The 22,922-nt window shown below is 72.3% G+C and carries 18 protein-coding genes; 16 read left to right on the top strand and 2 right to left on the bottom strand.

Annotated features, from left to right (window positions below; all coding sequences use genetic code 11):
• The 6 genes from ABD211_RS28330 to ABD211_RS28305 form a co-directional block, all read left to right on the top strand.
• Positions 1–292: Trp biosynthesis-associated membrane protein (locus ABD211_RS28330; protein ID WP_344138445.1), on the top strand; the 292-nt coding region annotated here is incomplete at its 5' end.
• A gap of 175 nt (positions 293–467) precedes the next feature.
• Entirely contained in the window at positions 468–1,277 is an 810-nt protein-coding gene (gene trpC, locus ABD211_RS28325) for an indole-3-glycerol phosphate synthase TrpC (protein ID WP_344138443.1), read from the top strand.
• On the top strand, positions 1,274–2,476 hold the full coding sequence (gene trpB, locus ABD211_RS28320; protein WP_344138441.1) for a tryptophan synthase subunit beta: 1,203 nt from the start codon (positions 1,274–1,276) through the stop codon (positions 2,474–2,476). Before trpC ends, trpB begins: the two co-directional genes overlap by 4 nt.
• The gene (trpA, locus tag ABD211_RS28315; protein ID WP_344138439.1) at positions 2,473–3,276 is read left to right on the top strand and encodes a tryptophan synthase subunit alpha; all 804 of its coding nucleotides are present in this window, start codon (positions 2,473–2,475) and stop codon (positions 3,274–3,276) included. Before trpB ends, trpA begins: the two co-directional genes overlap by 4 nt.
• 35 nt (positions 3,277–3,311) lie before the next feature.
• Positions 3,312–3,794, top strand: coding sequence for a cation:proton antiporter regulatory subunit (locus ABD211_RS28310; protein WP_344138437.1), 483 nt, complete (start codon positions 3,312–3,314; stop codon positions 3,792–3,794).
• Positions 3,795–3,799: 5 nt separating this feature from the next.
• Positions 3,800–5,023, top strand: coding sequence for a cation:proton antiporter (locus ABD211_RS28305; protein WP_344138435.1), 1,224 nt, complete (start codon positions 3,800–3,802; stop codon positions 5,021–5,023).
• On the opposite strand, the gene ABD211_RS28300 is transcribed toward ABD211_RS28305, so the two are convergent.
• On the bottom strand, positions 5,016–5,534 hold the full coding sequence (locus ABD211_RS28300; RefSeq protein ID WP_344138433.1) for an NUDIX hydrolase: 519 nt from the start codon (positions 5,532–5,534) through the stop codon (positions 5,016–5,018). The two genes, ABD211_RS28305 and ABD211_RS28300, sit on opposite strands and share 8 nt — an antisense overlap.
• Positions 5,535–5,648: 114 nt before the next feature.
• Between ABD211_RS28300 and lgt the strand changes: the two genes are divergently transcribed.
• Both lgt and ABD211_RS28290 read left to right on the top strand, forming a co-directional pair.
• Complete coding sequence (lgt, locus tag ABD211_RS28295) at positions 5,649–6,746, top strand: prolipoprotein diacylglyceryl transferase (RefSeq protein ID WP_344138431.1); 1,098 nt, start codon at positions 5,649–5,651, stop codon at positions 6,744–6,746.
• Positions 6,746–7,948, top strand: coding sequence for an FAD-dependent oxidoreductase (locus ABD211_RS28290; protein WP_344138429.1), 1,203 nt, complete (start codon positions 6,746–6,748; stop codon positions 7,946–7,948). The genes lgt and ABD211_RS28290 overlap by 1 nt, the downstream gene beginning before the upstream one ends.
• Positions 7,949–8,826: 878 nt before the next feature.
• Here the strand turns inward: ABD211_RS28290 and ABD211_RS28285 are convergent.
• Positions 8,827–9,480, bottom strand: coding sequence for a GNAT family N-acetyltransferase (locus ABD211_RS28285; RefSeq protein ID WP_344138427.1), 654 nt, complete (start codon positions 9,478–9,480; stop codon positions 8,827–8,829).
• Positions 9,481–9,788: 308 nt separating this feature from the next.
• Between ABD211_RS28285 and gltB the strand changes: the two genes are divergently transcribed.
• The 8 genes from gltB to ABD211_RS28245 all read left to right on the top strand — a co-directional run bounded on the left by gltB (position 9,789) and on the right by ABD211_RS28245 (position 22,891).
• The gene (gene gltB / locus ABD211_RS28280) at positions 9,789–14,417 is read left to right on the top strand and encodes a glutamate synthase large subunit (RefSeq protein WP_344138424.1); all 4,629 of its coding nucleotides are present in this window, start codon (positions 9,789–9,791) and stop codon (positions 14,415–14,417) included.
• Entirely contained in the window at positions 14,410–15,888 is a 1,479-nt protein-coding gene (locus ABD211_RS28275; protein WP_344138423.1) for a glutamate synthase subunit beta, read from the top strand. Before gltB ends, ABD211_RS28275 begins: the two co-directional genes overlap by 8 nt.
• Positions 15,889–16,108: 220 nt before the next feature.
• Positions 16,109–17,533, top strand: a complete 1,425-nt coding sequence (pyk, locus tag ABD211_RS28270) for a pyruvate kinase (protein ID WP_344138421.1) — start codon at positions 16,109–16,111, stop codon at positions 17,531–17,533.
• Positions 17,534–17,575: 42 nt separating this feature from the next.
• Positions 17,576–18,469, top strand: coding sequence for an acyl-CoA thioesterase (locus tag ABD211_RS28265; protein WP_344138420.1), 894 nt, complete (start codon positions 17,576–17,578; stop codon positions 18,467–18,469).
• Between the two features lie 141 nt (positions 18,470–18,610).
• Complete coding sequence (locus ABD211_RS28260) at positions 18,611–19,393, top strand: N-formylglutamate amidohydrolase (RefSeq protein WP_344138418.1); 783 nt, start codon at positions 18,611–18,613, stop codon at positions 19,391–19,393.
• Between the two features lie 374 nt (positions 19,394–19,767).
• Positions 19,768–21,057, top strand: coding sequence for an ABC transporter substrate-binding protein (locus ABD211_RS28255; protein WP_344138417.1), 1,290 nt, complete (start codon positions 19,768–19,770; stop codon positions 21,055–21,057).
• A gap of 158 nt (positions 21,058–21,215) precedes the next feature.
• Complete coding sequence (locus tag ABD211_RS28250) at positions 21,216–22,058, top strand: carbohydrate ABC transporter permease (protein ID WP_344138415.1); 843 nt, start codon at positions 21,216–21,218, stop codon at positions 22,056–22,058.
• The gene (locus tag ABD211_RS28245) at positions 22,055–22,891 is read left to right on the top strand and encodes a carbohydrate ABC transporter permease (protein ID WP_344138413.1); all 837 of its coding nucleotides are present in this window, start codon (positions 22,055–22,057) and stop codon (positions 22,889–22,891) included. The genes ABD211_RS28250 and ABD211_RS28245 overlap by 4 nt, the downstream gene beginning before the upstream one ends.
• Positions 22,892–22,922: the final 31 nt, after the last annotated feature.

Here is a 22,922-nt window from a genome sequence, read left to right as displayed (position 1 = left end):
GGCGGCGCTGGCCTTCCCGGACGCCGACACCGGCCGCCGGCTGTGGCCGACCCTGTGCGTGGCGGCGGGCGTGGCGATCGTGGCCGTCGGCGCGGTCGTCCTGCGGCGCGGCTGGGCATGGCCGTCGATGGGTTCCCGCTACGAGCGGCCTGCCGGAGTGGTTGCGCCCCAACCCGTCGCGGTGGGGCGTACCCCGGAAGGAAGGGGCGACCCCGCGCGGACGCCGGGCCGGAGGTCGACGGGGCAGTTCTGGGACGCCATCGACCGTGGTGACGATCCGACCGCGGACTAGCAGCGGGAACCGCGGCGATCCGGGGCCTTATACCGCATCCGGGGGCGCAGGCATTATGCCGCATTCCACAGGGTTAGCAACGGCATACCCCGGACTTGGGCGCGATCCTCGTTACCCCTACCATCGGCCGCATGACGACACCCGGATTGGGGAGCCCGCGGGTGGAGGTGGGCCGGTGAGCGTACTCGAGGAGATCCTGGCTGGGGTCCGTGAGGACGTCGCGGCCCGGCAGGCGCGGGTTCCGCTTGAGGCGTTGAAGGAGACCGCCGCGGCGGCGCCCCCGGCGCTCGACGCCTATGCCGCGCTGCGGTCGCCCGGGGTCGGCGTGATCGCCGAGGTGAAGCGCTCGTCCCCGTCGAAGGGGCAGCTCGCGGAGATCCCGGACCCGGCCGAGCTGGCCAAGGAGTACGCGGACGGCGGCGCCCGCTGCATCAGCGTGCTGACCGAGGGCCGCTGGTTCGGCGGCTCGCTCGACGACCTGGCGGCCGTGCGGGCCGCGGTCAACGTGCCGGTGCTGCGCAAGGACTTCGTGGTCTCCAGCTACCAGGTGCACGAGGCCCGGGCCTACGGGGCCGACCTGGTGCTGCTGATCGTGGCCGCGCTGGAGCAGAACACGCTCACGGGCCTGCTGGAGCGGGTCGAGTCGCTGGGCATGACCGCGCTGGTGGAGGTGCACACGGAGGCCGAGGCCGACCGGGCGCTCGCGGCCGGTGCCAAGGTCATCGGCGTGAACGCGCGCAACCTCGCCACCCTGGAGGTCGACCGGTCGGTGTTCGAGCGCATCGCGCCCGGGCTGCCGAACAACGTCGTGAAGATCGCGGAGTCGGGGGTGCGGGGCCCGCACGACCTGATCCGCTACGCGGCGGCCGGCGCCGACGCCGTCCTGGTGGGGGAGGGCCTGGTGACCCAGAAGAGCCCGCGCGAGGCGGTGGCCGAGCTGGTGACGGCCGGCTCGCACCCCGCGACGCCGAGGCCGGTCCGATGACCGGGACCCTGCCGGACTTCGCCGGACACTTCGGGCGGTTCGGCGGCCGGTTCGTGCCCGAGGCGCTCATCGCGGCGCTCGACGAGCTGGAGAAGGTCTACCGCGAGGCGCTCGACGACCCGGCGTTCCACGCCGAGTTCGACCGGCTGCTGCGCGAGTACGCGAACACGCCCAGCCGCCTCTACGACGCCACCCGGCTGTCCGAGGCGGCGGGCGCGCGCATCCTGCTCAAGCGGGAGGACCTCAACCACACGGGCGCGCACAAGGTGCGCAACGTGCTGGGCCAGGCCCTGCTGGTCAAGCGGATGGGCAAGCCGCGCGTCATCGCCGAGACCGGCGCGGGCCAGCACGGCGTCGCGAGCGCCACGGCCGCGGCCCTGTTCGGGCTGGAGTGCGTGGTCTACATGGGCGAGGAGGACACGCGCCGGCAGGCGCTCAACGTCGCCCGTATGCGGATGCTCGGCGCCACGGTCATCCCGGTGACCAACGGTTCGCGCACCCTCAAGGACGCGCTGAACGAGGCGCTGCGCGACTGGGTCGCCAACGTCGACACCACGCACTACCTGCTCGGCACGGCCGCCGGCCCGCACCCGTTCCCGATGATCGTGCGGGACCTGGTGAAGGGCATCGGCGAGGAGGCCCGTGAGCAGGTCCTCTCGCTCACCGGCAAGCTGCCCGACGCGGTGGTCGCGTGCGTGGGCGGCGGGTCGAACGCGATCGGCATCTTCCACGCGTTCGTGCCCGACGAGTCGGTGAAGCTCTACGGCTTCGAGGCCGGCGGCGACGGCGTCGCGACGGGCCGCCACGCGGCCAGCATCACCGGCGGCTCGGTCGGCGTGCTGCACGGCAACCGGACGTTCCTGCTGCAGGATGAGGACGGCCAGACGATCGAGTCGCACTCGATCTCGGCGGGCCTGGACTACCCGGGCGTCGGGCCGGAGCACGCGTGGTTGCACGAGACCGGCCGGGCTGTCTACGAGCCCGTCACGGACGCCGAGGCGATGGACGCGTTCCAACTGCTGTGCCGCACCGAGGGCATCATCCCGGCGATCGAGAGCTCGCACGCGCTCGCCGGCGCCCTGCGGCTCGCGAAGCAACTGGGTCCGGACGCCACCATCCTGGTGAACCTGTCGGGTCGCGGCGACAAGGACGTGTCGACCGCGGGTGACTACTTCGGACTGTTCAAGGATCAGGCATGAGTGTGTCCGTGGCCTTCGAGAAGGCAAGGGCCGAGGGGCGGGCCGCGCTGGTGGGCTGCATGCCGGCCGGTTTCCCGACCGTCGACGGCAGCATCGCCGCGATGAAGGCCATGGTGGAGTCGGGCGTCGACATCATCGAGGTCGAGTTCCCGTACTCGGACCCGGTCATGGACGGCCCCGTCATCCAGCGGGCCAGCGAGATCGCCCTGGCCGGCGGCGTGCGCAGCGCGGACGTGCTGCGCATCATCGAGGCCGCGGCGACCGCCGGCGCGCCCGTGATCATGATGACGTACTGGAACCCCATCGAGCGTTACGGCGTGGAGCGCTTCGCGCGCGACTTCGCCGCCGCCGGCGGGGCCGGGCTCGTCACCCCCGACCTCATCCCCGAAGAGGCCGGCGAGTGGATCGCCGCGGCCGACGCGCACGGGCTCGACAAGGTCTTCCTCGTCGCCCCGTCGTCGACGGACGAGCGCATCGCCATGACGGCGGCCGCGTGCCGGGGCTTCTGCTACGCCACCGCCGTGATGGGCGTGACCGGCGCGCGGGAGCAGACGTCGGACGCGGCGCCCGCGCTGGTCGCCCGGGTCCGCGCGGCGGACGCCACGATCCCGGTCGGCGTCGGTCTGGGAGTACGCAACGGGGAGCACGCGGCTGCCGTGGGCGCCTACGCCGACGGGGTCATCGTGGGCAGCGCGTTGATCAGGACGCTGCTGGACGCCGCCGACCTCGACGCGGGCCTGGGCGCGTTGCGCGAGCTCAGCGCGGACCTGGCGGGCGGGGTGCGCGCCGTCAAGCGTTGACCGTTACCAATTCGTGATCCGTTAGGATCACGCGGGTGAACGTGAACGTGACTCCGCTCCCGGGCATCGGGGTGCAGCAGGACTTCGCGACCCGGGACGGTCGGCGCCTCGGCGTCATCACCCACAAGGACGGTCACGCGGAGCTGCTCGTCTTCCGCCGCGACGATCCCGACGCCGTCATCGTGGCCGTGCCGCTGACAGCCGCGGAGTCCGGCACGCTCGCCAGCCTGCTCGGCGCGCCGCACCTGGTGGAGCACATCGCCGCGCAGAACCGCGACGTCACCGGCATCGAGACCCACCAGCTCGCCGTGGTCCCCGGCTCCCCGTTCGACGGGCGCACGCTGGGCGACACCACGCTGCGTACGCGCACCGGCGCGTCGATCGTCGCGATCCTGCGCGGCGGCACCGTACATCCCTCCCCCCGCCCCGACTTCGGCCTCACCGCCGGGGATCTGATCGTCGTCGTCGGCACTGCAGACGGTCTCGCCGAGGCGGCCCGCATCATCGACAACGGCTGAGCCGGATGGGGGACGGCCACAGCACCGCCACCGCACTCATCGAACTCGGGGCCGTCCTCTTCGGCCTGGGCGTCCTCGGCCGGCTGGCCTGGCGCATCGGCGTCTCGCCCATCCCGCTCTACCTCCTCGGCGGCCTGGCGTTCGGCGCCGGCGGCCTGGTCCCGCTGCACGGCATCGGGTCCTTCGCCGGCCTGGGCGCCGAGATCGGCGTCGTGCTGCTGCTCCTGCTCCTCGGCCTGGAGTACTCGGCCGACGAGCTGATCACCGGCATGCGCCGGTCGTGGCTCGCGGGCATCGTGGACATCGTGCTCAACGCGGCGCCCGGCGCGGCCGTGGCGGTGATCCTGGGTTGGGGGCCCATCGGAGCGCTCGCGATGGCCGGCGTCACGTACATCTCGTCGTCGGGCATCGTCGCGAAGGTCCTGGGGGACCTGGGCCGGCTGGGCAACCGTGAGACGCCCGTCGTGCTGTCCATCCTCGTGTTCGAGGACCTGGCGATGGCGTTCTACCTGCCTATCCTCACCGCCGTACTCGCCGGGGTGGGGTTGGTGGGTGGGCTCAAGGCACTCGGCATCGCGTTGGTGACGATCACGGTGGTGCTCGTCGTGGCGTTGCGGTACGGGCGGATCGTCTCGGCCGTCGTCGACGCGCGCGAGCCCGAGGTCTTCCTGCTGCGCGTGCTCGGCGCGGCGCTGCTCGTCGCGGGCCTCGCCTCGGCGCTGCAGGTGTCGGCGGCCGTGGGCGCGTTCCTGCTCGGCATCGCGATCTCCGGGTCCACCGCGGAGAACGCGACGAAGCTGCTGGAGCCGCTGCGCGACCTGTTCGCCGCCGTGTTCTTCGTGCTGTTCGGCCTCAACACCGACCCGGCCACGATCCCGCCGGTGCTCGGCGCGGCCGTGCTGCTCGCGATCGTCACGACGCTGACCAAGCTGCTCACCGGCTGGTGGGCGGCGCGCCGGCAGGGCGTGGCCCGGCTGGGCCGGCTGCGCGCCGGCGCCGCGCTTGTGGCACGCGGCGAGTTCTCCATCGTCATCGCCGGCCTCGCGGTCGCGTCCGGCGCGGTCGGGGGCGAACTGGCCGCGCTCGCCACCGCGTACGTGCTGCTGATGGCCATCGCGGGGCCGGTCGCGGCACGCGTGGTGGAGCCGGTGGCGGGGTGGTTCAGCCGCCGCCGGCAACGCGTCGTCGAGGCCGGCCCCGGCGAGGTCAGCCCCGGCGAGGTCAGCTGACGGGGACGGCCGGGGGCTGCTGGGCCGGAATGGCGGCCTCGTCCCACGGCTCGTCGTCGGCCGACCGCGGGTCGACGTCGCGGAGCACGTCGCGCAGCACGCCCGAGCGCCCGGCCAGCGCGTCGGCGACGGCCGCGCGGGTCGTGGCCGTCATCGGCTCGGGCAGGCACGCGGGGTCGTGCCAGGCCAGCCGGCTGATCCGGTCGGGCGCGTTCACCGCCACGTCGGCGTTGGCGAGCCGGCCCCGGAACACGTGCACGAGCACGTCGGGCAGGTCGTCCCCGCACCCGTCGCCGGTGAGCTGGTAGAGGCCGACCAGGTCGACGAGCTCCGTCTCGGTGCCGGTGTCGGTGCGCACGTCACGCACGACCGCGTGCACCGGGCTCTCGCCGGCGCGGACGCCGCCGCCCGGCAGGCCCCAGAGCTGGTGCCCCTGTCGCTGTTGGCAGAGCAGGACGCGGCCGGCCGGGTCGGTGATGACCGCGGCGACCGCCGAAGTGAGCGCTGTCATGCCACAAAAGACTAGAACCGGACGGACCCACCGCCTAGCGGGCACGACGTGCGAAGTCGCCCGATGTCAACGCGGTCTGTGGCGCGCCCCGGGTTAGCGGTAGCGTGTGCACCCGTGACCACGGCTGCGACCATCCTCGCCGACATCCCCAGCCCGACCGAGGGCGCCTGGTACCTGGGCCCCATCCCCATCCGGGCGTACGCGATGTGCATCCTGCTCGGCATCGTCGCGGCGGTCCTGATCACCGAGGCCCGGCTGCGCCGGCGGGGCGCGCCCAAGTGGCTGACGCTCGACATCTCCCTCTACGCCGTGCCGGCCGGCATCATCGGCGCGCGCATCTACCACCTGATCACCTCCCCCGACGACTACTTCGGCGCCGACGGCGACCCGCTGCGCGCCTTCCGGATCTGGGAGGGCGGCCTCGGCATCTGGGGCGCCGTGGCCGGTGGCGCGCTCGGCGCCTGGTGGGCCTGCCGGAAGGTCAACCTGCCGCTGAGCGTCTTCGCCGACGCGCTCGCGCCCGGCCTGCCGGTCGCCCAGGCGATCGGCCGCGTGGGCAACTGGTTCAACAACGAGCTCTTCGGCGGCCACACCGACCTGCCCTGGGGCCTCAAGGTCTACGAGTACGACCTGGGCGCCGGCAAGGCGGTCGTCGACCCCGCCACCGGCGAGCCGATCCTCGTGTCCGGCGGGCCGTTCCACCCGACGTTCCTCTACGAGGCGGTGTGGGATCTCGGCGTCGCGCTGCTCGTCTGGCTCGTCGACCGGCGCTGGAAGCTCGGCCGGGGCCGCGCGTTCGCGCTGTACGTCATGGCGTACACGGCGGGTCGGTTCTGGATCGAGGCGATGCGCACCGACACCGCGCACGAGTGGCTCGGCCTACGGGTCAACAGCTGGGTGTCGATCGCCGTCTTCCTCGGCGCGCTCGCCTACTTCGTGCTGGTCCGCGGCCCGCAGGAGCACATCCTGACCGCCGAGGACGGCACGATGACGCTGGTGACCGCCGACGGCACGCCGATCGACTGGCGCCACCGCAAGGGCCGCTCCGACGGCGTGGGCGCGCCGTCGGCCCAGGACGTGGAAGAGGCCGCGGACGATGAGCGGGCTGAGGCCGCCGATGCTGCGGAGCCGGAGGTGCCGGCCGACGACCCGTCGGACGACGATCTCATCGACTCGGCGGACGAGACGAAGAAGCCCAGGAACAAGGGCTGATGCGTACCGCGGTGGTGGTCGGCGCGGGCGTCGGCGGCCTCGCGGTCGGGGGTGCGCTGGCCCGCTCCGGCTGGCAGGTCACGCTGCTGGAGCGCGACGACCGGCTGCGCGGCGGGGGAGCGGCCCTGCTGATCTGGCCCAACGGCGTCGCCGCGCTGCGCGCCCTCGGGCTGGGGCGGGGCCTCGACGCGATCGCGTTTCCCACGATGGCCTCCGGCATCCGGCGCCCCGACGGCCGCTGGCTGGTCGAGGCCCGCGAGCCGGCCGTGCCCACCGAACAACCCGTGGTCGTGCACGCCGACGACCTGCACGACACCCTCATGGCCGGCCTCGGCGAGACGCTCGAGATCCGGACCAGCACCGAGGTCACCGGCATCCGCACCGCACCCGGCGACCGCCCGGCCGTAACGACCGGTCGGCACACGTTCGAGGCGGACCTCGTCATCGCGGCGGACGGGGCCGACTCGCTGCTGCGCCGCCGGGCCACCACCGGTTCGTCGCTCGTACCGGCCGGCTTCACGACGTGGCGCGCGGTCATCCCGTGGTTCCGGGCGCCCAAGCTGCCCGACACCGTGCCGCATGCCGGCGAGATGCTCGGCGCCGGCCGGCGCTTCCTGCACGCGACGCTCGGCGAGCGCGGCGCGGCCGGCGGCTCGTCGCGCGGCGGCATCTACTGGGCGGCCACGGCGCCCGGCGCCGCCCGCCCCGAGTCGCCCGCCACCCAGCTCGCCCTCCTGCGCCGGTGGTTCGCCGACTGGCAGACCCCCGTAGGCGACCTGCTCGCCGCCACCGAGCCCGAGGACCTGGTGCAACGCCTGGGCGAGGAGCTGCGGCCGCTGCCCGCCCGGTTCGACCGGCCCGTCGGTGGGGGCGGCCTCGTGCTGCTCGGCGACGCTGCCCACGTGGCCACCCCGAACCTCACCCAGGGCGCGTGCCTCGCGTTCGAGGACGCGGCCACCCTGCAGTCACTGGTCGCCGGGGCGCAGCCCGGGCCGGACCTGGTCGCGGCCCTGGACGCCTACACCCGCGTCCGCCGGCCCCGCGTGACGCGCGTGGCCCGGTCGTCCCACCGGCTCGGGCGGGTCCTGCAGGCGCAGGGCCGCTTCACGGTCCGCGCACGCGGCGCGGCGCTGGGCGCCCTGGCGCCGCGCCTCCTCCTGCGCGCCCGCGACACGGCCGCCGACTGGCAACCCCCGGCCTGACCTCTCCGCCCGCGACCGCGCGCGGGTCGCCGTCCGCGGTGCCGACGAGACGCACCCACCAGCGGACCGTGTTCTGCCGGGACCAGACGCGTCCGCGCCCGCCATGGGGTCGTCTTTGGCGAGGGGCCGCGGCGGGCTCGCCTGCCAAAGGGGTCGCTCTCGGTGGGTGGCGGCGTGGCGCGCCGCGCTTGTGGGTCGCCTTGGCGGGACCCGAGGTGGTGGCGCCCGCCAGTGGGTCGCCCTTGGCGAGCGGTCGCGGCGCGCTGCATGCCGGAGCCCCGACTTGGTGATGTGGTGAGGGCGCCGTTGCCGGGTAGCCGCCAGATGTGCGCTTCTGGTTGGGTGGCATCGCTTCTGTCGCCAGATGTGCGCATGTGGTGACCGGACGCGCCGCGTAGCCCGCCATATGTGAGCAGTTGGTGAGGTGGATGGCGGCGGTGCTCGCCATATGTGAGCAGTTGGTGAGGTGGACTGCGGCGGTGCTCGCCAGATGTGCGCATGTGGTGACCGGACGCGCCGCGTAGCCCGCCATATGTGAGCAGTTGGTGAGGTGGACTGCGGCGGTGCTCGCCAGATGTGCGCATGTGGTGACCGGACGCGCCGCGTAGCCCGCCATATGTGAGCAGTTGGCGAGGTGGACCGCGGCGGCGCTCGCCAGATGTGCGCATGTGGCAGGAGGGAGCGGTGGGTGGGCCGCCAGATGCTCACATTTGGCGACGGGGTGGGAGGGCGATCCGCCAGATGCGCGCGTGGGTCGAGGCTGCGGGTTGGGGTGCTCCCAGCTGCGCACATCTGGCCGCGGGGCACCGCGTGGCCCGATCCGCCAGGTGCGCGCGATTCGGTCAGTGGGGATGGGCGAGGCGCGCGCCGGGGCGTACTCAGGAAGGGGTTTCGGCGATGCAGGCGGTGCCGATGCGGACGAAGCCGCTGCGCTCGTAGACGCGGGCCACGGTCTCGCTTTCCGCCGAGAGGAACACGAGCGGGCTGCCCTGATCCTGGGCGTAGCGCGCGAGGAGCTCGCTGACGGCCGCGCCGAGGCCGCGGCGGCGGGCGCTGGGCAGGGTGGCCACGCCGACGACCTCGGCGCCGGTGGGGGCGAGCTGCACGGCGCCGGTGGCCACGATGCCCTCGTCGGTCTCGGCCACCACGTGCTGCAGGAAGCCGGCGCGGGCGGCCTCGGCGACGAAGGCGAGCTGGCCCTCGGCGGTCGGGGTCACGGCGGCGTCGCGCTCGGCCGGGCCGATGGGTCCGACGGCGGTGCCGAGGTTGCCGAAGCCGAGGTTCGCCACGGCGGAGCGGACGGCGAAATCGCGCGCGAAGTCCGGATCATCCGGATCCATCAGGCGGACGCGCGCGTCGGTCAAGGGCGGGGGCGCGGTGGTCGACGCGCGCACCATGAGCGGGGCGAGGAGCACCTCCAGCCCGCTGGCGCGGACCGCGTCGAGCAGGGCGGGGGTGGTCTCGTGCACCCACTCGACGGCCTCGGGTACGCCCAACTCGCGCTGCCGGGCGCGGACCGCATCGACGTCCATGACATTTACCAACGTCGTTCCAATGCGCGGCCGGGCATAATAGGGCCAACCGGCACGTCCCATCCCGAAGATCTCAAAGGGTCCGGCGGACTCGACGAGGGCTCCGCCGTTGCGGGGGAACTGGTCGTAGGCTTGCTCTATCGCGGCGAGGGTTCCGGTGGAGACAGTCACGGCCGTTTACCTTAACGCCCACTTGATGAGACGCCGACACCTTTGTTGATCTGGGGCGGAACGGCGGTCGCGTACACTGCACAGACGGGCCGACGTCGTCCCACCGCGAATTCTGATGACGACGTCTGGAGGCACCCATGACCGCACCGCCGGCCCAGGGCTTGTACGACCCCGCCCATGAGCGGGATGCGTGCGGCGTGGCGTTCGTGGCCGACGTTGCCGGGCGGCGTTCGCACAACGTCGTCCAGCAGGGTCTGGGTGCCCTCGTGCGGCTCGACCACCGGGGCGCCCGGGGCGCCGAGCCGAACACCGGCGACGGCGCCGGCATCATGATCCAGATTCCGGACGCGTTCGTCCGCGCGGTCGTCGATTTCGAGCTCCCGCCGGCCGGCTACTACGCGACGGGCCTGGTGTTCCTCCCCGTCGACGAGGCGGACGCGGCCCGCGCCGCGACGATTATCGAGAAGTACACCCTGGTCGAGGGCGCGGAGCTGCTCGGCTGGCGGGACGTGCCGACCGACGCGAGCGACCTGGGCGAGTCCGCGCTCGCCGCGATGCCCCGGGTGCGGCAGGTCTTCCTCGCCGCGCACCGGCTCACCGGCGGCCCGGCCGGCCCGGCCGGCGAGGCGCTGCACGGCATCGAGCTCGAGCGCGTCATGTTCTGCGTGCGCAAGCAGGTGGAGCGCGAGACCCGCGAGCGCGGCGTCGAGGTGCACTTCCCCTCTCTGTCGGGCCGCACGATGGTCTTCAAGGGCATGCTCACCCCCGACCAGCTGCCCCAGTTCTTCCCCGACCTGCTCGACGAGCGGGTGGACAGCGCCATCGCGCTCGTGCACTCCCGCTTCTCGACCAACACGTTCCCGTCGTGGCCGCGGGCGCATCCCAACCGCTTCATGGCGCACAACGGTGAGATCAACACCATCCGGGGCAACAAGAACTGGATGGCCGCGCGGGAGGCGCTGCTGCGCAGCGACCTGATCCCGGGCGACCTGCGCCGGGTGTTCCCGATCTGCTCGCCCGACGCGTCCGACTCGGCCAACCTCGACGAGGTGCTGGAGCTGCTGCACCTGGCCGGGCGCACCCTGCCGCACGCGGTGCTCATGATGATCCCGGAGGCATGGGAGAACGACGCCGCGATGGACGCGGACCGCCGCGCGTTCTACCAGTTCCACGCCTCGCTCATGGAGCCGTGGGACGGCCCCGCCAGCGTCGTGTTCTCCGACGGCACGCTGGTCGGCGCGGTGCTCGACCGCAACGGCCTGCGACCGGGCCGCTGGTGGCGCACCAGCGACGGCCTCGTCGTGCTCGCCAGCGAGGCGGGCGTCCTCGACCTCGACCCCGCCACCGTGGCGCAGAAGGGTCGTCTGCAGCCGGGCCGCATGTTCCTGGTGGACACCGCGGCGGGCCGCATCATCGAGGACGACGAGATCAAGAAGGAGCTGGCCGCCTCCCAGCCGTACGACGACTGGCTGTCGGCCGGCCTCATGCACCTCGACGACCTGCCGGCCCGCGAGCACATCGTGTACACGCACGACTCGGTGCAGCGCCGTCAGCAGACGTTCGGGTACACCGAGGAGGAGCTGAAGATCCTCATCGGGCCGATGGCGCGCGCCGGCATCGAGCCGATCGGGTCCATGGGCACTGACACCCCGATCGCGCCGCTGAGCAAGCGGCCCCGGCTGCTCTACGACTACTTCACCCAGCTGTTCGCCCAGGTGACCAACCCGCCGCTGGACGCCATCCGCGAGGAGCTGGTCACCAGTGTGGCGTCGACGATCGGGCCGGAGAGCAACCTGCTCGACCCGAGCCCGGCGAGCTGCCGTCAGATCGTGCTCCCGTTCCCCGTCATCGACAACGACGAGCTCGCGAAGATCTATTCGATCGACGACGACGGCGACATGCCGGGCTTCCGCACGGTGCGCGTCTCCGGCCTCTACCGGGTGCGCGACGGCGCCGCCGGTCTCAAGGCGCGGCTGACCGAGATCTGCCGGCACGTGTCGGAGGCGATCGAGGACGGCGTGCGCATCCTCGTGCTGTCCGACCGCGACTCGACGGCCGACCTGGCGCCGATCCCGTCGCTGCTGCTCACGGCCGTCGTGCACCAGCACCTGATCCGCGAGCAGACGCGCACCCAGGTCGCGCTCGTCGTGGAGTCGGGCGACTGCCGCGAGGTGCACCACGTCGCGGTGCTGCTCGGCTTCGGCGCGGCCGCGGTCAACCCGTACCTGGCCTTCGAGAGCGTCGAGGACCTCATCGCCACCGGCGCGCTGACCGGCGTCGCGCCCGCGAAGGCGGTGCGCAACTACGTCAAGGCGCTCGGCAAGGGCGTCCAGAAGATCATGTCCAAGATGGGCATCTCGACGGTCTCGTCGTACTGCGGCGCGCAGGTCTTCGAGGCGGTCGGCCTGGAGCAGAAGCTCGTCGAGCGCTACTTCACGGGTACGGACACGAAGATCGGCGGCATCGGGCTGACCGAGATCGCGGCCGAGGTCGCCGCGCGGCACGCCACGGCCTACCCGGCGAACGAGGCCGAGCGCGCCCACCGCCGCCTGGAGGTCGGCGGGGAGTACCAGTGGCGTCGCGAGGGCGAGCTGCACCTGTTCAACCCCGAGACGGTCTTCCTGCTCCAGCACGCCACCCGGGCCCGCCGGTACGACGTCTTCCAGCAGTACACGGCCGCGGTGGACAAGAACGCGGCCGAGTCCGGCTCGCTGCGCGGTCTCTTCGAACTCAAAATCGGGGTACGCGAGCCGGTGCCGCTGTCCGAGGTGGAGCCCGCGAGCGAGATCGTCAAGCGGTTCGCCACGGGCGCCATGTCCTACGGCTCGATCTCGGCGGAGGCCCACGAGACCCTCGCCATCGCGATGAACCGCCTCGGCGGCAAGTCGAACACGGGTGAGGGTGGCGAGGACGTCGAGCGCCTCTACGACCCGCAGCGGCGTTCGGCCGTTAAGCAGGTCGCCAGCGGCAGGTTCGGCGTCACGACGGAATACCTGGTCAACGCCGACGATATCCAGATCAAGATGGCGCAGGGCGCGAAGCCGGGCGAGGGCGGGCAGCTGCCCGGCAACAAGGTGTGGCCGTGGATCGCCAAGACCCGGCACGCCACGCCGGGCGTGGGCCTGATCTCGCCGCCGCCGCACCACGACATCTACTCGATCGAGGACCTGGCGCAGCTGGTCTACGACCTGAAGAACGTCAACCCGGCCGCGCGCATCCACGTGAAGCTGGTCTCGGAGATCGGCGTGGGCACGGTCGCCAGCGGCGTGGCCAAGACCAAGGCCGACGTCATCCTCATCTCGGGCCACGACGGCGGCACGGGCGCGTCCCCGCTGAACTCGCTCAAGCACGCGGGCACCCCGTGGGAGCTGGGCCTGGCCGAGACGCAGCAGACGCTGCTCGTCCAGCGCCTGCGCGACCGGGTGACGGTGCAGGTCGACGGCCAGCTCAAGACCGGCCGCGACGTCATCATCGCGGCGCTGCTCGGCGCGGAGGAGTTCGGCTTCGCCACGTCGCCGCTGATCGTGTCGGGCTGCATCATGATGCGCGTCTGTCACCTCGACACGTGTCCGGTCGGCATCGCCACGCAGAACCCGGTGCTGCGCAAGCGTTTCACGGGTCGGCCGGAGTTCGTGGAGAACTTCTTCACGTTCCTCGCCGAGGAGGTGCGCGGCTACCTGGCCGCGCTGGGCTTCCGGACGCTGAACGAGGCGATCGGGCACGCCGAACTGATCGACACCCGCCCCGCCACCAACCACTGGAAGGCGCACGGCCTCGACCTGCGTCCGCTGCTGCACGTGCCGGACCTGGCCGAGGGCGCGTCCCGCATCCGGGCGACCGCCCAGGATCACGGCCTGCAGCACGCCCTGGACCGGCGGCTCATCGAGCAGGCCGGCGTCGGGCTGGACCTGCTGGAGGTCGGCGAGCGGATCTCCCTGACGTCCGGGGTGCGCAACGACAACCGCAGCGTCGGCGCGATGCTCGGTGGCGAGATCGTGCGGCGCTCGGGCACGAAGCTCGACGACGACATGGTCCACGTCGAGCTGCGGGGCACGGCCGGGCAATCGTTCGGCGCGTTCGCGCCCAAGGGCCTGACGCTGCGCCTGACCGGCGACGCCAACGACTACGTGGCCAAGGGCCTGTCCGGGGGCCGGGTGGTCGTGCGTCCGGACTCCTCGGCGCCGTTCGCCGCGGAAGAGCAGATCATCGCGGGCAACACGATCCTGTACGGCGCGACCTCCGGCGAGCTCTACCTCTCCGGCCAGGTGGGCGAGCGCTTCGCGGTGCGCAACTCCGGCGCGGTCGCGGTCGTCGAGGGGGTGGGCGACCACGGCTGCGAGTACATGACGGGTGGCACCGTGGTGGTGCTGGGCCGCACCGGGCGCAACTTCGCGGCCGGCATGTCGGGCGGTACGGCGTTCGTCTGGCAGCTCGACCCGTCGCGGGTCAACCCGGAGCTGGTCGACCTTAGCCCGGTCAGCGACGAGGAGGAGCCGCTGCTGCGCCAGCTCGTGGAGCGCCACCACGACGAGACGGGTTCGGCGATCGCCGGCCGGCTGCTGGAGCGGTGGGAGGCGGCGCTGGGCGAGTTCACCGCCGTCGTGCCGCGCGACTACAAGCGCGCAATCAAGGTCATCCGCGCCGCCGAGGCCGCCGGTCGCGACATCGATGAGTCGATCATGGCGGAGCTGGCGGCCGGTCCGGCCGCGGCGGCCGAGGTGGCCAAGCCGCGACAGGTCGCCAGGACGGAGGTGGCGAGTGCCTGACCCGAACGGCTTCCTGCGTTACGACCGGCGGCTGCCGGCCCGGCGGCCGGTGCCGGTGCGCCTGCTGGACTGGCATGAGGTCTATCCCCAGGCCAGCGACGAGCTGATCCGCGAGCAGGCGACCCGCTGCATGGACTGCGGCGTCCCGTTCTGCCACCAGGGCTGCCCGCTGGGCAACCGGATCCCGGACTGGAACGACCTCGTCCGCACCGACACCTGGGACTTCGCGATCGAGGCGCTGCACGCCACGAACAACTTCCCGGAGTTCACCGGGCGGTTGTGCCCGGCACCGTGCGAGGCGGCCTGCGTCCTCGCCATCAACGGCGGCCAGCCGGTGACGATCAAGCAGGTCGAGGTCGAGATCATCAACCGGGCGTTCGAGCGGGGCACCGTGGTGCCCAGCCCGACGCCGACGCCGTCGGGCCGGCGCGTCGCGGTGGTCGGCTCCGGCCCGGCCGGCCTCGCCGCCGCCCAGCAGCTCGCCCGGGCCGGTCACGAGGTGACCGTCTACGAGCGCGACGACGAGCCCGGTGGCCTGCTGCGCTACGGCATCCCCGACTTCAAGCTGGAGAAGCAGCACATCGACCGGCGCCTGGACCAGCTCCGCGCCGAGGGCGTGCGCTTCGTCACCAGCTGCAACGTCGGCGTCGACGTCACCGCGGACCAGCTGCGGGCGGAGTACGACGCCGTGGTGCTCGCGGCGGGCGCGCTCGCGGGCCGCGACACCCCGGAGACGCCCGGTCGCACGCTCAAGGGCGTGCACCTCGCGATGGAGCACCTGGTGCCCGCCAACCGGGTGGTCGCCGGCAAGCAGGAGACCGCGGAGATCGACGCGGCCGGCCGGCACGTGATCATCATCGGCGGCGGTGACACCGCGGCCGACTGCCTCGGCGTGGCGCACCGGCAGGGCGCGGCGAGCGTGACGCAGTTCGACATCTACCCGCTGCCGCCCGCGGAGCGCGACGAGTCGCGCGACCCGTGGCCCACCTGGCCCACGATCCTGCGCAACTACCCGGCCCACGAGGAGGGTGGCGACCGCGCCTTCGCGGTCGCGGTGCAGGAGTTCGTCGGCGACGACGAGGGCAATGTGCGGGCGGTGCGCATCGCCGAGGTCACCGTCGCCAAGAAGAACGGCCAGCGGGTCGTCAGCCCGGTGCCCGGCACGGAGCGGGAGCTGCCCGCCGACCTGGTGCTGCTCGCGATCGGCTTCGCCGGTACCGAGGACGGTCCGCTGCTCGACCAGCTGGGCCTGCTGCGTACGCCGTCGGGCGCGATCGCGTGTGGCCCGGACTGGCAGACGGACGCTCCCGGGGTCTTCGTGGCGGGTGACATGCACCGTGGCGCGTCGCTGGTGGTGTGGGCGATCGCCGAGGGACGGGCCGCGGCCGCCGCGGTCCACGCGTACCTGGGGGGTGCCGGGATCCTGCCGGCACCGGTGGAACCGGCGGACCGCCCGCTCGTGGCCCGCTGAGGATGGTCTCGGGACACCGGGTGCGACGTCAGCGACGATGCTCACACCCGGTTACCACTATGCGGTCGGGGCGTGGACCGGCGCGGGCAGTGCTGCCCGCCGCGGCGTAGTCTTGTCGGTGGTTCCGCCCGGAAGAAATGTCCGTTAATTGTTATTTGCGGAACGTTCACTTGACGATATGGGGTCGGCCGATCGGTCGACCTGGGAGAGGCATAGCCTGATGACCGTGACCCGTCGCGCGAAGATTGTCTGTACCCTTGGGCCCGCCGTGGACTCCCCGGAGCGGATCCGCGAACTCATCGCCGCCGGCATGGACATCGCCCGGCTCAACATGAGCCACGGTGCGCAGGCCGACCACGAGAACCGTTTCAACCTCGTCCGCGCCGCCGCGGCCGAGGCCGACCGGCCCATCGGCATCCTCGCCGACCTGCAGGGTCCCAAGATCCGACTGGGCAAGTTCGCCGAGGGCCACACCGAGTGGCGCACCGGCGAGACCGTCGTGATCACGAGTGACGAGATCCTCGGCACCCATGACCGCGTCTCCTGCACCTACCGCAGGCTCCCCAGCGAGGTCCGCGTCGGTGACCGCCTGCTCATCGACGACGGCAAGGTCGCCGTCGAGGTGCTCGGCGTCACCGGTCCCGACATCAGCTGCGCCGTCGTCGAGGGCGGTCCGGTGTCGGACAGCAAGGGCGTCTCGCTGCCCAACGTCGCGGTGAGCGTGCCGGCCCTGTCGGAGAAGGACGCCTCGGACCTGCGCTTCGCGCTGCAGCTCGGCGTCGACATGATCGCCCTGTCGTTCGTGCGGTCGCCCGACGACATCAAGCTCGTGCACGAGATCATGGATGAGGTCGGCGTCCGTCTGCCGGTCATCGCCAAGATCGAGAAGCCGGAGGCCGTGGCCAAGCTCGAGTCCATCGTGGACGCGTTCGACGCGATCATGGTGGCGCGCGGTGACCTCGGCGTCGAGCTCCCGCTGGAGCAGGTGCCGCTGGTGCAGAAGCGCGCGGTGCAGCTCGGCCGCGAGCAGGCGAAGCCGGTCATCGTCGCGACCCAGATGCTCGACTCCATGATCGAGAACTCGCGCCCCACCCGCGCCGAGGCCTCCGACGTCGCCAACGCGGTGCTCGACGGCGCCGACGCGGTGATGCTCTCCGGCGAGACCAGCGTGGGTGCCCACCCGGTGCAGACCGTGCGGACCATGGCCCGCATCATCACCACCACCGAGTCCGGCCCGATCCCGGTGCCGCGCCTGCAGCACGACCCGCGCACCCGCGGCGGCGCGATCACCGCGGCGGCCTCGAACATCGCCCGGGCCACCGGCGCGAAGGCCCTCGTCGCGTTCTCCCAGACGGGCGACACGGTGCGCCGCCTCGCGCGGTTGCACTGCGAGCTGCCCCTCATCGCGCTGACCCCCGAGCCGGCGGTGCGCCGCCAGCTCGCGCTCAGCTGGGGCGTCGACGCGTACCTGGTGCCGTTCGTCCAGCACACGGACGACATGTTCCGGCAGGTGGACCAGTCGCTCATGGGGCTCGGCGTGGCCGAGCCGGGCGACTACGTGGTGATCGTCGCCGGCACGCCCGCGGGCACGCCCGGCTCGACGAACACCCTGCGGCTGCACCAGATCGGTACGCTCTCCTCGTGACCTCGGTCGCCACTTGCCGGTCAGGCGGCGGTCGACGCGCTCGTGGCGCTGCTCGACCTGTCGGACCTCGGTCCCGACACGTTCCTCGGCGTGAGCCCGCCCGTCGGCCCCCAGCGCGTCTTCGGCGGCCAGGTGGCCAGCCAGGCGCTCGTCGCCGCCGGCCGGACGGTCGACCCGGCGCGCGCGGTCCACTCGCTGCACGGCTACTTCGTCCGCCCCGGCGACCCCGCCGAGCCCATCACGTACGCCGTCGAACGGGTCCGTGACGGGCGGTCCTTCTCCGTGCGGCGCTCGGTCGCCACCCAGCACGGCAAGACGATCTTCTTCATGTCCGCCTCGTTCCACGTGCCGGAGGAGGGCCTGGACCACCAGGCGCCCGCCCCGCGGGTGGTGCCGGGCGCGAAGCCCAGCGACAGCGAGGAGCCCGGCGCCCCCGACGACCGCGTCGTCCCGCCGCCGGAGGAGCTGCCCACGCTCCTGGAGCGGCTCGCGCCGTACCCCGAGCGGGCCCGGGCGCTCGCGCTGCGCGAGATGCCCATCGACGTACGCTACGACGGCGAGCCCGGCTGGGTACGCCCCGGCAACCGGCGTCCCGAGCCGCACCAGCGGGTCTGGATGCGCATCGACGGCACGCTGCCGGACGACCCGCTGCTGCACGCCTGCGCGCTCACCTTCGCCTCGGATCTCACGCTGCTCGACTCGGTGCTGTCGGCACACGGCGAGGTCTGGGGGCCGGGCGGCGTCATCGGCGCGAGCCTGGACCACGCGGTGTGGTTCCACCGCCCGTTCCGGGCCGACGAATGGCTGCTCTACGACTGCTGGAGCCCGTCCGCGTCCGACGCCCGCGGCCTGGCCACCGGCCGCCTGTTCACCCGCGACGGCCGCCACGTGGCGAGCGCCGTTCAGGAGGGCCTCCTCCGCCGCGTCGGCGGCTGAGACCGCCGGCCCGCGTCTCGAAGCTTGCCGGTTTGGTGGCTACGTCGTGTGTGGGCGACCGCGGAACGTGCCAGCGTACTGTCTGGGCGGTGGGGGACAGCGGATGTGCGATCTTGGGAGCGGACGGGGGCAGGGCGGCTGGTGTTCGAGGTGCTCGCCGGGGACGACGCGTCGCCCGTGATCCTGCACGTGCCGCACGCGTCGCGGCATGTCACGCCGGCCGCGCGCGCCGGCATCGTGCTCGACGATGAGGCGTTGGCCGCCGAGCTCGACCTCATGACCGACGCGCACACCGACGTGATCGCCGAGCGGGCGGCGGTGCGGGCCGGCGGTACGCCGTGGCGGTTCGTCAACCTGGCGTCGCGGCTGGTGGTGGACCCGGAACGGTTCCCCGACCCCGACGCGGAGGAGATGACCGCGGTCGGCATGGGCGCGGTCTACACCCGAACGTCACACGGGGCGATGTTGCGCGCCGACGATCCCGACCGCGCCGAGGAGCTGCTCGCCACCCACTTCCGGCCGTACGCGCAAGCGATGACGGAACTGGTCGACGGCCGGCTGGCCGCGTGCGGGCGGGCGGTCGTCATCGACGTGCACTCGTACCCGTCCGCGCGCCTGCCGTACGAGCTGCACGACGGTCCCCGGCCACCGGTCTGTCTGGGCACCGACGACGCGCACACGCCGGGCTGGCTCGCGGACGCGGGCCGCCGGGCGTTCGGCGACCTCGGTGTCGGCTGGAACACGCCGTTCGCCGGCTGCTACGTGCCGCTGCGCCACTACGGCAGGGACGACCGGGTGGCCGCGATCATGGTGGAGATCCGGCGCGACACGTACCTGGTGGAGCCGGGCGGGCGTCCGACGGCGGGCATCGACGTGCTGGTCCACGGCCTGGCCGTCCTCGTCGACGCCGCCGGCGGTCGCTGAGCGATCGCGGGGGCGCCGAGAGTTTCGACCGGGTGCGCCGGTCCACTCGCGACACGAGCGCGGCGGGTCGCACGGTCGCGCCGGCAACCGTGCGATCGATGCGCGTCATGCTCTGCTTCGCTCGGTGGACGCGACGCCGTTCAAAACGTTCGCGAGAAGAAGCAGGTGAAGCTGACCTCGGCATAGTCGTATGCGGATGTGTCGACACGCATCGCGTCCTTGACAGACGCGTTGCGTGGGGCATAGCTTCGCTCGCCAGGAGGCCGTTCGAATCGTTTCAAGAGGAGATGGCGGCTCGACGTTCGTCACCGGATAGCGCTTGCCTCACGTGGCCCACACGTCCACAGGGGAGGCCGTATAAGGGGAGGACACGCATGCGCTCCGCGCACGCATGGAACAGATTCCTGGCCGCCACGGCGGCGGCCACGCTCATCCTCGGCGGCGCGGCGGCGTGCGGCGGGGACGACGCGGCGGACAGCAGGACCACGATCAGGTTCGACTGGTGGGGCAACCCGGACCGCGCCGCGGTGACCGAGAAGGCCGTGGACCTGTTCGAGCAGAAGAACCCGACCATCAAGGTCGAGACGTCGTACGCGGAGTTCAACGCGTACTTCCAGAAGTTGGCCACGCAGATCGCCGGCGGCGGCGCGCCGGACGTGCTGCAGATGGACTACCGGTACGTGCGTGAGTACGCCGACCGCAACGTCCTGGCGCGGCTCGACGCCGGCGACGCCAAGGTGGACACCTCGGGCGTCACCCCGCAGGTGCTCTCCGGCGGCACGGTGAACGGCAAGCTGTTCGGCATCCCGCCCACCCAGAACACGCAGGTGTTCAGCTACGACTTCGCCGAGTGGGCCAAGTCCGGTGCCACGGCGCCCAAGGACGGCTGGAAGTGGGCCGACCTGCAGGCCGCGGCGCAGAAGATCTACGACGCCTCGGGCAGGAAGGTCCACGGCATCGGCGACTTCGGCGGCATCGAGGACTGGTTCGAGGTGTGGTTGCGCCAGCAGGGCAAGGCGCTTTACACCCCGGAGGGCAAGCTCGGCTACACGGCGGCCGACGTGGTCGCGTGGTGGAAGCTCTCCGACGGCTGGCGGCGCAGCGGCGCGTCCACCCCGGCCGAGCTGACGGCCAAGGTGGACGGCTCGCAGGCCAACGACCCGGTGACGCAGAAGAAGGCGACCTCGGGCTTCGGCTACGACAGCGGCTTCACCCCGACGAGCTGGGAGACGCTGGGCCGGGAGTTCAGGCTCGCGCCGTTCCCGTCCGACACGGGCAGGCTCGGGCAGTACGCGAAGCCGGCGATGATGTTCAGCGTCGCCCAGCGCTCGGAGCACAAGCCCGAGGCCGCGAAGCTGATCAACTTCCTGGTCAACGACCCGGAGGCGGGCGCCATCCTCGGCATGTCGCGCGGCCTGCCGGCCAACGGCACCGTCCGCGACGGCGTCGGTGGCAAGCTCACCGGCCCGCCGCTGGTCGCCTTCCAGTACGAGCAGGCGGTCGGCCCGAAGCTCGACCAGGCCCCGCCGCCGCCGCCGAAGGGCGCCGGCACCGTGAAGAGCACCTTCCAGCGGGTGTACGACGACGTCATCTTCGAACGCACCACGATCGAGGCGGCCGCCGAGAAGTTCCTCGCCGAGGCGCAGAAGGCGATCACTCCGTAGATGGTGCAACCGACCTTGGCACAGGGGGCGCAGGGGTCGGGGGGGGGGGGGGGGGGGGCCCCCCCCCCCCCCCCCCCCCCCCCCCCCCCCCCCCCCGGCGCGGCCGCGACCGCTACGGCGAGCGGCCCGCCATCGCGTACCTGTTCCTCTCGCCGTGGGTGGCCGGGGCGCTGCTGCTCACCGTGGGGCCGATGCTGGCCTCGCTGTACCTGTCGTTCACCGACTACGACCTGTTCACCGCGCCCGGGTGGGTCGGCCTGGACAACTACCGGCAGCTGTTCACCGACGACCCGCGCTTCCTCACCGCGATCTGGGTCACCGCGAAGTACGTGCTGATCTCGACGCCGCTCAAGCTCGCCGCGGCGCTCGCGGTCGCGGTGCTGCTCAACCGGGCCAGCCGGCTGCAGGGCGTGTACCGGTCGGCGTTCTACGCGCCGTCGCTGCTCGGCGCGAGCGTCGCGGTGGCCCTGGTCTGGCGGGTCATCTTCGACACCGGCGGCGTGGTCGACCGGGGCCTGTCGACGGTCGGGGTGCACACCGGCGGCTGGGTGTCCTCGCCGGAGTACTCCCTGCTGGTGATCGTGGCCCTGGCGGTGTGGCAGTTCGGCGCCCCCATGGTGATCTTCCTGGCCGGGCTGAAGCAGATCCCCCGGGAGCTCTACGACGCGTCGTCGGTGGACGGGGCCGGGTCGTGGCGCACGTTCCGCTCGGTGACGCTGCCGATGCTGACGCCGGTGGTGTTCTTCAACCTGGTGCTTGAAACGATCCACGCGTTCCAGGCGTTCACCGGCGCGTTCGTCATCAGCGGCGGGCGCGGCGGGCCGGGCGACTCGACCCTGTTCTACACGCTGTACCTGTACGAGAAGGGCTTCAACGAGTTCCGGATGGGCTACGCCTCCGCGATGGCGTGGCTGCTGGTCCTCGTGATCGCCGCGGTGACCGCGCTGCTGTTCCGCAGCTCGCGGCGCTGGGTGTTCTACGCCGGGGAGGACGGACGATGACGGCGACCGCGCGCCGCGTGGCCTGGCATCTGGTCTGCCTGGCCGCCCTGGCGGTGCTGCTGTACCCCGTGGTGTGGCTGGTCTTCGCCTCGGTGAAGCCGGCCCACGAGATCCTGTCCAGCCTGGCGCTGCTGCCCCGGAGGTGGATCCTCGGCAACTACGCCGAGGTGCTGCGCGGCATGGCCGGGGTGAGCGTGTGGCGGTTCCTGGGCAACTCGCTCATCGTCTCCACGGGCGCCGTGATCGGCACGGTGATCTCCTGCTCGCTGGCCGCGTACGCGTTCGCGTGGCTGCGCTTCCGGCTGCGCGGGCCGCTGTTCGCGTTCATGATCGCGACCATCATGCTGCCGGTGCACGTGGTGCTCATCCCGCAGTACACGATCTTCCAGTGGCTCGACCTGGTGGACACGTTCTGGCCGCTCATCCTGCCCAAGCTGCTCGCCACGGACGCGTTCTTCGTGTTCCTCATCGTCCAGTTCATGCGGGGCCTGCCGCGCGACCTGGCGGACGCGGCCCGGCTGGACGGGTGCGGGGCGGTGCGGGTCTTCGGGCACGTGGTGCTGCCGCTGACCCGGCCGGCCCTGGCCACCACGGCGATCTTCACGTTCATCTGGTCGTGGAACGACTTCCTCAGCCAGCTGATCTACCTGAACACCCCGGACAACTACACGCTGCCGCTGGGCCTGCGGCTGTTCATCGACCAGACCAGCCAGACCTCGTACGGGGCGATGATGGCCATGTCGGTGCTCACCCTGATCCCGATCGCGCTGTTCTTCGTGGTGTTCCAGCGGCTGCTCGTCGAGGGCGTGGCGACCACGGGCATGAACGGGTAGGCCGATGATGTGCGGCGGCGCGGTCCGACGA

It is taken from the genome of Luedemannella flava, from assembly GCF_039528515.1.
In the GTDB taxonomy this organism is placed as follows: Bacteria; Actinomycetota; Actinomycetes; order Mycobacteriales; family Micromonosporaceae; genus Luedemannella; species Luedemannella flava.
The sequence above is the reverse complement of the archived record's forward strand: the minus strand, read 5'-3'. Positions and strand labels throughout refer to the sequence as shown.